Annotated in this window: 11 protein-coding genes; 2 read left to right on the top strand and 9 right to left on the bottom strand. The window is 32.1% G+C overall.

Annotated features, from left to right (window positions below):
* Positions 1–89 precede the first annotated feature (89 nt).
* The 4 genes from Q0516_RS01190 to Q0516_RS01175 form a co-directional block, all read right to left on the bottom strand.
* The gene (locus Q0516_RS01190; RefSeq protein WP_294468835.1) at positions 90–344 is read right to left on the bottom strand and encodes a TfoX/Sxy family protein; all 255 of its coding nucleotides are present in this window, start codon (positions 342–344) and stop codon (positions 90–92) included.
* A gap of 14 nt (positions 345–358) precedes the next feature.
* On the bottom strand, positions 359–1,096 hold the full coding sequence (locus Q0516_RS01185) for a nitroreductase family protein (protein ID WP_294468833.1): 738 nt from the start codon (positions 1,094–1,096) through the stop codon (positions 359–361).
* A gap of 104 nt (positions 1,097–1,200) precedes the next feature.
* Positions 1,201–1,665: a hypothetical protein gene (locus Q0516_RS01180; protein ID WP_294468831.1), complete on the bottom strand. Its 465-nt coding sequence runs from the start codon at positions 1,663–1,665 to the stop codon at positions 1,201–1,203.
* Entirely contained in the window at positions 1,665–2,198 is a 534-nt protein-coding gene (locus Q0516_RS01175; protein ID WP_294468829.1) for a PadR family transcriptional regulator, read from the bottom strand. The genes Q0516_RS01180 and Q0516_RS01175 overlap by 1 nt, the downstream gene beginning before the upstream one ends.
* Before the next feature lie 219 nt (positions 2,199–2,417).
* Here Q0516_RS01175 and Q0516_RS01170 point away from each other — a divergent pair, with 219 nt between their 5' ends.
* Positions 2,418–3,302, top strand: a complete 885-nt coding sequence (locus tag Q0516_RS01170; RefSeq protein WP_294468827.1) for a helix-turn-helix transcriptional regulator — start codon at positions 2,418–2,420, stop codon at positions 3,300–3,302.
* A 665-nt stretch (positions 3,303–3,967) separates the two neighbouring features.
* Here the strand turns inward: Q0516_RS01170 and Q0516_RS01165 are convergent.
* From Q0516_RS01165 to Q0516_RS01145, 5 genes are all read right to left on the bottom strand, one after another.
* Positions 3,968–4,378, bottom strand: coding sequence for a hypothetical protein (locus Q0516_RS01165; protein WP_294468825.1), 411 nt, complete (start codon positions 4,376–4,378; stop codon positions 3,968–3,970).
* 347 nt (positions 4,379–4,725) lie between these two features.
* Positions 4,726–5,235 carry a flavodoxin domain-containing protein gene (locus tag Q0516_RS01160; protein WP_294468822.1) on the bottom strand — a complete coding sequence of 170 codons (510 nt, stop codon included), beginning with the start codon at positions 5,233–5,235 and terminating at the stop codon, positions 4,726–4,728.
* On the bottom strand, positions 5,228–5,677 hold the full coding sequence (locus Q0516_RS01155) for a MarR family transcriptional regulator (RefSeq protein ID WP_257479937.1): 450 nt from the start codon (positions 5,675–5,677) through the stop codon (positions 5,228–5,230). Before Q0516_RS01155 ends, Q0516_RS01160 begins: the two co-directional genes overlap by 8 nt.
* Positions 5,655–6,080, bottom strand: coding sequence for a hypothetical protein (locus Q0516_RS01150; RefSeq protein WP_294468819.1), 426 nt, complete (start codon positions 6,078–6,080; stop codon positions 5,655–5,657). The genes Q0516_RS01155 and Q0516_RS01150 overlap by 23 nt, the downstream gene beginning before the upstream one ends.
* Positions 6,081–6,264: 184 nt before the next feature.
* Positions 6,265–8,835: a heavy metal translocating P-type ATPase gene (locus Q0516_RS01145; RefSeq protein WP_294468817.1), complete on the bottom strand. Its 2,571-nt coding sequence runs from the start codon at positions 8,833–8,835 to the stop codon at positions 6,265–6,267.
* Between the two features lie 339 nt (positions 8,836–9,174).
* On the opposite strand from Q0516_RS01145, the gene Q0516_RS01140 reads away from it, so the two are divergent.
* On the top strand, positions 9,175–9,717 hold the full coding sequence (locus Q0516_RS01140; protein WP_294468815.1) for a carbonic anhydrase: 543 nt from the start codon (positions 9,175–9,177) through the stop codon (positions 9,715–9,717).
* Positions 9,718–9,747: the final 30 nt, after the last annotated feature.

Raw genomic sequence — 9,747 nt, 5'->3', positions numbered from 1 at the left:
TTTTGTTTCTTCGGACAAAAAAGGGCAGGGTTCTTAAGGGACGGAGTCCCTTATAGGGGGTTTTAGGGGCAGAGCCCCTTATTTGTCTGTTATTTATAATTATTATAAAAATCCTTCAGCTTTTCTTTTACATCCTGCGGTAAATCTTTTTTCTTAATTCCTCTTACGGCACCCTCGAGTCCGTAAAGCTTCATCAGACATGATGAAGGGTCTATACCCTTTAATTTTATCCAAGCTTCTTCGCTTCCTGCTTCTATAAGCTTTTCGGGAGTATCTATCCCAACTTCTATAAGCTGTTCCTCAACTACTTTTCCTATGTTCGGCATTTCGCTTAATTTTCCCATAACTCTACCTCTCTTTAATTTATTTTATATTCGCAGATTTTAACTAATCCGTCGGATACTTTGCTTCCATTAATAATATTTCTATCAAAGCTTATTCCCTTACTGTTTAGTACTAGTTCTAAGAAACATAAAAATATCCCCATATCGATGTTATTGTAAAAAGAAAGATTTGTGCCGGGAATAAAAGATTTCATTTTATCCTTTTTAAATACTTCTATACTATTTTCACTCGTTAATATCCTCCAAGGCTGTGAATTACAAGCACTAGGGGCAAGCCCTGCATTTTTTATCACATCATCATATTTATCGCCCTTTAAAATGACGCTTATATCCTTACGCTTGAATTCTTTAATATCATTTCTGAAGTCATCTTCATTGCATTTCCCGATAGAAAGCATTATCACAAATCCCAAACCATTTTTTTCAGTCTCCTTAGCCTTTGCCATACCGTACCAGCAGGCACCTATGTTCATCTCGGTAAGGAATAAATCAACCTGCTCCATAATGTAACCTGCATTTAATAAATAATTATCCTTGTCTTCGCTGTAGAAGAGAATACTATACGCTCCTCTTTTGGACGTGGTTTCATCGTTACTTACTATTTTAAACTCTGTTTTTATATCTCCTATCAAAGATGAAACTTTACCGAACTTTTCTTCTATTTTAATTAGCTCTTCATCTGATATACTTAGTTTTTTATCGAATTTCCTTATGGATTTTCTCTTGAACATCATGTTATATAAATCTCTCATTATTACTCCTTGTAAGTTTATTTTTGATTGGTAAGGGGCGCAGAATCTCGCGAAGCGAGGCGTAGTGCCCCGTTAGGATATTACTGATTATATATTATAATTATTTAATAAACCTCTATATCTCCATTATAATTCATAGCTCTTTCGATAAGCTGACCTTTAATCCCCATTGTAAAGGCAAAATCACTGCTTCTTATGGAAAGGAGTTTATCTCCTACCTTTAAATGCAGCTTATCAATCATATCCTTTGAAATCTCGATTTTACCGTTTTTTATTTTTAAGTAAGCATAACTTCGCCCTTTATAAGAAATAAGCTCTCCCTCTTTAAGTTGATAATTCATTAATTTTGGATTATCCTCCAGTATCCCCTTTAACTTCGAATTTATAAGAAGTCCTTTTCTTGTTATGCAAAATCCGCCTGTTGACTTGCTTCCCGAGAAAATATAAATTTTATCTTCGTCATACATTTTATATTCTTTCATCGCCATACTTGGGATATTTAAAGTATAATCTTCTCTTATAACAGACCATCCAAAGATATACTTTCCTCCTTTTGTTATCTGAGGCATTACTTCTCCCCCTCATCTCTGTAAGTTTTTATGAATTCTTCACTCCATTCCTTTAAAGCCTCCCCCACCATTAACTGCTGTTTTAATATCGTCTTTCCGGTAAAGGGTATATGCTCTCTTTCCGTGATTTTTTCGTCTACCACAGAATAATATTTATCTATTTCTCTACTTATATTTTCCGCCAAAGATAATCCCAGTTCTTTATCTATATTATTTAGATTAACTATCACAGCATTGAAATCAAGAAACACATTTACCATTTTCTCGCTTGTCTTTTTCATCAGAGAAATAAAATATTTATTTCCTTCTTCGGTAATGGAATAAATGACTTTCCCGGGTATACTGTTTTCATTATCGTTCTTTCCTTTTATATATCCCCTATTTTCAAGGGTAATGACCTTTTTATATACGGAAGGAGTACTTATCTTGACCCATTTTGATATATGTCTGTACTCAACGTTCTTCTGAAGGTCATAAGCACTCATTGGTTTTTCTTTTATCATTCCAAGTATTATCAAATCTATTGCCGACATGGTATCCTCCTTACTATACTTTATAGTACAAATCATACTGTAAAGTATAGTATAAGTCAATACCAATTTGTTCCTATTGATAATAAGCAGCATATTTTTTATACTTAAATAAGATAATGCTACGCTAAGTAGCATGTAATTATATGAATGTAAACTATGTTTGCTTGTTAAAAAAATATAATTATCTATACTTAAGTCATAAACATAGGAGGAAACAATATGAAATTTTCAGAAAAGCTTAAACAAATCAGAAAAGAACTACACTTATCCCAGGAACAATTCGCGGAAAAAATAGGAGTATCCAGACAGGCTATAACAAAGTGGGAAACGGAAGGCGGGATAGCGGACATAGATAATATAATAAAGATATCAAAGGAATTTGATATTTCCATAGATGAGCTTTTAAAAGAAGAGAAGGATATAAATAATAAAAAAGACTTTTTATATGTAAGCGAAACAAAGTACGATATTGAAAATATTATTGACTTCGACATAAATATAAATGAAGTATCGGAAGTCATTTTAAAAGGTGTAAGAGGAGAAAAAATAATCGTAAAGCTTGCTTCAAATAAAGTAAAGGATATAGAGAAACACTTTAAAGTAAAGATAGACGAAAATAAAAGAAGCATAGATGTGGATATAAAGAAAATAGGAGACATCACAAAATCAGAGACAAAAGACGAACTTTCGGTTTTGATATATATCCCATACGACCTATGCAATAAAATAGAACTTTATACAATATGCGATATCTTAAAGATACAAAATATGGGAAATAAGGGTATTGAGGCAGACGGGAAATTCGATGATATATTCGTTTACGATTACTGCGGACATCTTGAACTTAATTGTTCAAATGATATGAACATCACTTATAATGAATTTAAGGGAAGGATAGATGTAAATCAAATCAAGGCAACATCAAAATTAAATATTCCGGTAAACAGCACCTTCAGCATAAATAAAAAAGGCAAGAGCAATAATATATATTTTAATTTGGATAATAAGCCGACAGAAGATATAGAAATCAGTGAACAAAGCAAGAATTTGATTGAACTATCGGGGATAGGAAGCGAACTTGTCATAAACAAGTATAATAAATGATAACAACATCTGCTTTATCATAAATGATTTAAGGATAGAAAGAATTCATAAAGACAAAGCAACAATATAATCGACTTTATTGTAATAATAGATAACTCATTATAAATAAATTTAGTAAATAACAATAAAAGACTTTAAATTTTAAGCTACAAAAATCAATAATATTAAAATTAAATCTAAAAATTGATTGAAATATATACAAAAAAATGTTTCAATATGTAAATATAATATCATCAATTCTTAGTATTTGATTCCTCTGAATATACCTTTTGTACAGACGCAACGATAAAACTTCTAAAATATTTAATATAACTAATTTATATATTTTTATAATATCAAAACACTCAACATAATTATTTATAAAAGTCATTAATAAAAGTCTATTTATCAGTTTATTTCTAACTTTAAATCTAACAACAAAATTTCATTTTATATAATAGTAATATGCTGCCACGATGACTTATTGACGTATCTTTTGCATCCCTTTTAGCTACTGCTTCAGCCGCCACGGCTTAAGTGATATTTTGACTATTCACTGTTCGTAAGAATAGATAAATTTAATTTTTGTTAAATTTATTCAAGCTTTAGCCCCCGAATAACATGAGCAAATTCCCTTATAGGGAGATTTGCGAGTTTCCTTATGTTTTATCTTTGCAAAAAGCACGTTAAACGTCTTCCCCAAGCTTAACTTTCAGATCCCTTACATAAGTATCCTGCATTTTCTTTAAATTCATAAACAAATGAGATAATATTTCCATGACTTTACTTTTTATATAGATTTCTTCTATAAATGTTATTTCACATCCGCCGTCTTCGGTCTCTCTGAACTCACCGATCCATTTCCCTTTAAAGTTTTTATTCTCCATGTCGAATTTATATAAATGTGGTTTCTCTTTTGCTGTTATCTTAAAACCTGTGGAAAATCCGTCTTTGGTATATTCGACAAAGTTTTCTTTATCTAATATCTCTATCCTGTCTAAATCACTTCTCCAAGAAAAATCTTTGTTATTCGTCACGACATCCCACACTGTATTTATATCACTTTTAAATGCAGCCACTAATTCCGATCTTCTCATGTTCTCTCCCCTTTTATCAAATTAATGTATGATTTAACTTAATATAATACTACTTTTAAGCTCATACTTTGTCAATGTCAATAAAATAATATTTAAGATAATTTAATTATTTATCAACATATACAATAGAACTATATAATACTGATTACATTTAATTACAGAAATAATATATCTCCATAAAACTTATAAATATGATTTAATTAATTAAATATATTGTTGCTTACTAAGATATAACATATATATTTTAAAAGACTATTTTTTTAATCAATAACAAAAAAGAATTATTACCTTTTGTAATAATTCTTTTTATTGATAATTAGCTTTATTTTATATGATATAACAAGTCATTAAATTTCTTTCACATAATATATCAAATCTTTTATATTATCCTTATTTATAAATGAAACAGGCTTATCAAATGCAGCAAGCATTTCTTTATTCTCTTCGGGATTTTTCTTCAACATCTTTTTCATCATGTTCATCATCATTTTTTCCAAAAATGAAAGTTTGGAAATATCTAAAGCTCCTCTAAGATAAAAAATATTAACTTTTTTTAGTTCTTCTTGATTAAAATTGTTTTCTATATTATTCTTTATTTCTTCATTGAATTCACTAAACCCTACCGGACAGACAATTATATTATCAAATTTATTAAAACTATTTTTTATTGTATCTATCTTATTGATTTTTGAAGCATATACTCCCGATACAAAGATAATAGTATCGTAATCTTCATTTTTAATGGAATTAAACTTAGCTATATCAACTGCTTTAATGTCAAGTTCATCTCCTATCATATCGGCATATTCCTTTGAACTCCCGTGCTTTGAAGCGTAAAGCAAAATTACTTTATTCATATTTCATCTCCTCTATATTTTCACTCAACCTAAGAAATACTTCCACTACTTTTTTCAAATCCTCTTCTTTAGTACCTCTGAAAAGATCTCTCATAAATTCACTTTCCTTTTCTTTATAATCATTTTGAAGTTTTTCGCACTTGTCTGTCATTTTTATAAGGCTCCTTCTTTTGTCATTCTCATCCTGAACTATTTTAAGGTATCCTTTGCTGATAAGTTTATTTACTATCTGCTTAACATTCTGATGAGAACTCCCAACCATATTCGCCACATCCGAAAGGCTTGGATACTCTTCCTTGAATGTATCTATAACCACCAGTACAAACCACTGCTTTACCGTTATCTCATCATAAAAACTATCTCCTATGACCTGAAGTTTATTGGATATCATAAAGAGTAAACCAAAAATCAAATGTTCGTTATCGTAATTTAGTAGTTTCATAATCATTTCCTTTCTGCTTATTTTTAATTTTATATATGAGTAGCGGAGACAATAATGTCACTATAACGACAAATGTCCATAAATTTCCTCCAGATATATTAAACATAGAAACAAAATCCATAAAATCCCCTCCGGATGAATAAATACTGAACAAATCAAATAAATTTGTCAGTAAAAACCACATAAAACCTACATAAAAAGCTTCTCCTGACGATTTTAATCCAAGTCTAGGCACAAATATTAATGAAATTATCATTATAACTAAAATTAGTATGATACCGCTCATTACAAGCCCTATCTTTTCTCCTAAATAAGGAATTAAAAGATATTCTCTTAGCCCACCGTTCAAAAATGCAAATATAAAAATAAGTATCCAAATAAGTAATCCCTTTATAATTTTCATTGCTCACCTCAAATATGTAATATATTACTTAATATAAGTAATATATTACATATTTGCATATTTGTCAATAAAATAATTTATTATCTTTTTAAAAGCTACTAATACCCATAAACCATTTAAAATAAAAAATCCCGAGGATACCCTCAAGGATTTTCTTATATATAATATAATAATACTATAAAACTTATTTTATTTTTACAACTTTGTATCCGGCATTCTTTATAACATCTTTTAATGTTTTATCCTCTACAGGCTTATCAAGAGTTATATATGCGGATTTAGAGTCCAAATCGACATTTTCAACTTCTACCCCATCTACTTCTTTAAGCGCCTTTTTAACCGCCGCAGTACAGTGTGAGCAAGTCATTCCTTTTATCACTATCTGCTTTTTGTTACCTGCTTCATCTTTTATAACTTGATTATTATTTGTTTCATAGTATTTAGCTGTTTTCTTCCCATGTTCGACCTTAAAGAATTTAAGTCTTAAAGCATTTGTAACCACACAAACACTGCTTAAGCTCATTGCCGCCGCACCAAACATAGGGCTAAGGCTCCAGCCTAAAGCGGAATAGAATACACCTGCCGCCAAAGGAATACCCACGCTGTTATAGAAGAATGCCCAAAACAGATTTTCCTTTATATTTTTGATGACCGCTTTGCTTAGTTTTACAGCAGTCACAGCGTCCAGCAAATCGCTTTTCATAAGTACAATATCCGCACTTTCTATGGCAACGTCAGTCCCCGCACCTATTGCGATACCGACATCTGCTCTGGCTAACGCAGGTGCATCGTTTATACCGTCTCCTACCATTGCAACTTTCTTTCCGCTATTTTGAAGTTCAGAGATTTTAGCTTCTTTATCATCGGGAAGCACTTCGGAAATAACTTTAGGGATCCCAAGCTTTCTTTGTATAGCCTTTGCTGTCCTCGCATTATCTCCGGTAAGCATTACTACGTCAATATTCATACTCTTAAATAAATCTATTGCTTCTTTGCTTGTTTCTTTTTCTACATCGGCTACGGCAATTATACCTATTATATTTTTATCATCCGAGAAAATAAGAGGGGTTTTTCCGTCATCAGCCAATGTATTTATAGTTTCTTCATACTTACTTATATCTATATCCTGCTCATTCATAAGAGCTCTGTTACCGGCATAGTAAGTCTTGGAATTTATTTTCGCTTTGACACCTTTACCGAATATAGCTTCAAAATCAGTTGTATCGATGTCTTCGATACCTTTTTCATCAGCATATTTTATTATTGCTTCCGCCAAAGGATGTTCGCTTGACTTTTCAAGTCCTTTTGCTATTTTTAAGAGTTCGTTTTCATCTAAGTTAGCATTGATTATATCCGTTACTCTCGGTTCCCCTTTGGTTATGGTCCCCGTCTTATCCATTACAACTGTATCGATACTGTGTGCTATTTCAAGAGCTTCTCCGGATTTTATGAGTATACCATTCTCCGCTCCTTTTCCCGTACCTACCATTATAGCAACCGGGGTCGCAAGTCCAAGGGCACAAGGACAAGATATAACAAGCACCGCTATACCTATGGAAAGTGCAAATTCAAAACTTTGTCCCATGATTATCCAAACGACAGCTGCAACTACGGCAATTGTAATCACCACGGGAACGAATATCCCCGAAATCTTATCCGCTATCTTAGCTATGGGAGCCTTTGAGGAACTGGCTTCTTCAACAAGTTTTATGATTTTATTTATTGTAGTATCTTCATTTACGTTTGTTGCTTCAAACTTGAAATACCCTGATTTATTAATTGTAGCACCTATTACTTTATCGCCCTTAGCCTTCTCAACGGGGATACTCTCCCCTGTTATCATAGATTCATCTATGGAAGTAGAACCTGAAACTATGACTCCGTCTACAGGTATACTGCTTCCGGGCTTAACTATTACTATATCTCCTTTTATGACCTGTTCAGCAAGGACTTCCACTTCCTCTCCGTCCTTTTCAACTATTGCAGTCTTTGGAGCCAGATTCATAAGCTTTGTGATAGCTTCGCTGGTCTTTCCCTTTGACCTGGTTTCAAGATATTTACCGAGAGTAATAAGAGTTAGTATCATACCCGCTGACTCAAAATACAGATCCATGCTGTACCTATCAACGATACTCATATCTCCATGTCCGAGACCAAACCCTATCCTGAATATAGCGAACACTCCGTACACAACAGCCGCAGAAGAGCCTATAGCTATAAGAGAATCCATGTTCGGACTTAATTTGAATAAGGTCTTGAACCCTACTATATAGTACTTCCTGTTAACGTACATTATAGGAAGAACAAGCAGGAACTGAACAAAGGCAAAGGTTGTCGCATTTTCATTACCGTGGAATAAATACATTATCAAATCCGGAGTCTTAAAACCTAAAAATCCGTCGAACATATGATACATTGCTATATACATAAGAGGAATTAAGAATATAAGCGAAATGATAAATCTGTTTTTCATTGATTTTATTTCGTCTTCGCTGTCCTTTTTCACACTGTCTTCTTTTTTATTTTGAGTAGTATCATTGCCGTCATGAACGCTTGCTCCGTATCCCGACTTCTGCACCGAAGAAATAATATCTCCGCTGGTCAAGACACTTTCGTCGTAAGACACATTCATACTGTTCGTAAGAAGGTTTACGCTTACGCTGTCCACACCTTCCACTTTTGATAGATCTTTTTCTATCCTTGACGAGCAGGCAGAGCAGCTCATGCCCGTTATATTATATTTTTCTTTTTTCATTTTCTGCTCCTTTTTATTATAAAACATAGATAGTTTTTAACATATGCTAATTATTCAACTAAAGTATACCATAATTCCCCATTGTGTCAATAGGAAATATTAATATCCTTTTATTTATTTTTGATTAATATAATTATATTATACTATTTATTACATATTTATTATATCATGTTAGTCCCTGCAAACAAAGATTTTCATGTTATATCGTGTAATAAATTTAATATATAATTTTTGTAAACAATAAACATCAAAATTATTTTAATAAACCAATAAATGATATATAATATTACTTAAAAATAAAAAGCGGATAAAATATCCGACTTACATAAGAGGTATGAAATGAAAGAATTGATTGAATATAATAAAAAATTCGTAGAAGAAAAGATGTACGAAAAGCATATAACAAGCAAATATCCCGACAAGAAGATAGCTATCCTTACTTGTATGGATACGAGGCTCACAACTCTTCTTCCCGAAGCTCTGGGAATAAAAAACGGAGACGTAAAAATAATCAAAAACGCGGGAGGAGTAGTATCTCACTTATTCGGTAGTGTGGTAAGAAGTATTTTGGTAGCTATATATGAACTGGGTATCGAAGAAATAATGGTAATCGGACATACGGACTGCGGAGTACAGAATATAAACAGCGATATGATGATTGAAAAGATGAAAGAGAGAGGTATCGAAGAAGAAAAAATCAATTTCATTCGTCACTGCGGTATTGATTTCGATTCATGGCTTGCAGGTTTTGAATGCGTAGAAGAATCTGTAAAAGAATCCACGGAAATGTTAAGGACTCATCCTCTGATACCAAAGGATATAGTAATAAGAGGTTTTATAATGGATTCCGTTACGGGAGAGCTTTCAGAAGTTGAGATATAAGGGGTTTCACCCCTTACCCCTCTGTAGGGT

Origin of the sequence: uncultured Anaerofustis sp. (assembly GCF_938029165.1) — a bacterium.
In the GTDB taxonomy this organism is placed as follows: domain Bacteria; phylum Bacillota; class Clostridia; order Eubacteriales; family Anaerofustaceae; genus Anaerofustis.
The sequence above is the reverse complement of the archived record's forward strand: the minus strand, read 5'-3'. Positions and strand labels throughout refer to the sequence as shown.

What these genes read in the sequence shown, in the direction of transcription:
- Q0516_RS01190 (WP_294468835.1), bottom strand. Translation starts at nt 344, where the DNA reads ATGGGAAAATTAAGCGAAATGCCGAACATAGGAAAAGTAGTTGAGGAA.
- Q0516_RS01185 (WP_294468833.1), bottom strand. Translation starts at nt 1,096, where the DNA reads ATGAGAGATTTATATAACATGATGTTCAAGAGAAAATCCATAAGGAAA.
- Q0516_RS01180 (WP_294468831.1), bottom strand. Translation starts at nt 1,665, where the DNA reads ATGCCTCAGATAACAAAAGGAGGAAAGTATATCTTTGGATGGTCTGTT.
- Q0516_RS01175 (WP_294468829.1), bottom strand. Translation starts at nt 2,198, where the DNA reads ATGTCGGCAATAGATTTGATAATACTTGGAATGATAAAAGAAAAACCA.
- Q0516_RS01170 (WP_294468827.1), top strand. Translation starts at nt 2,418, where the DNA reads ATGAAATTTTCAGAAAAGCTTAAACAAATCAGAAAAGAACTACACTTA.
- Q0516_RS01165 (WP_294468825.1), bottom strand. Translation starts at nt 4,378, where the DNA reads ATGAGAAGATCGGAATTAGTGGCTGCATTTAAAAGTGATATAAATACA.
- Q0516_RS01160 (WP_294468822.1), bottom strand. Translation starts at nt 5,235, where the DNA reads ATGAATAAAGTAATTTTGCTTTACGCTTCAAAGCACGGGAGTTCAAAG.
- Q0516_RS01155 (WP_257479937.1), bottom strand. Translation starts at nt 5,677, where the DNA reads ATGAAACTACTAAATTACGATAACGAACATTTGATTTTTGGTTTACTC.
- Q0516_RS01150 (WP_294468819.1), bottom strand. Translation starts at nt 6,080, where the DNA reads ATGAAAATTATAAAGGGATTACTTATTTGGATACTTATTTTTATATTT.
- Q0516_RS01145 (WP_294468817.1), bottom strand. Translation starts at nt 8,835, where the DNA reads ATGAAAAAAGAAAAATATAATATAACGGGCATGAGCTGCTCTGCCTGC.
- Q0516_RS01140 (WP_294468815.1), top strand. Translation starts at nt 9,175, where the DNA reads ATGAAAGAATTGATTGAATATAATAAAAAATTCGTAGAAGAAAAGATG.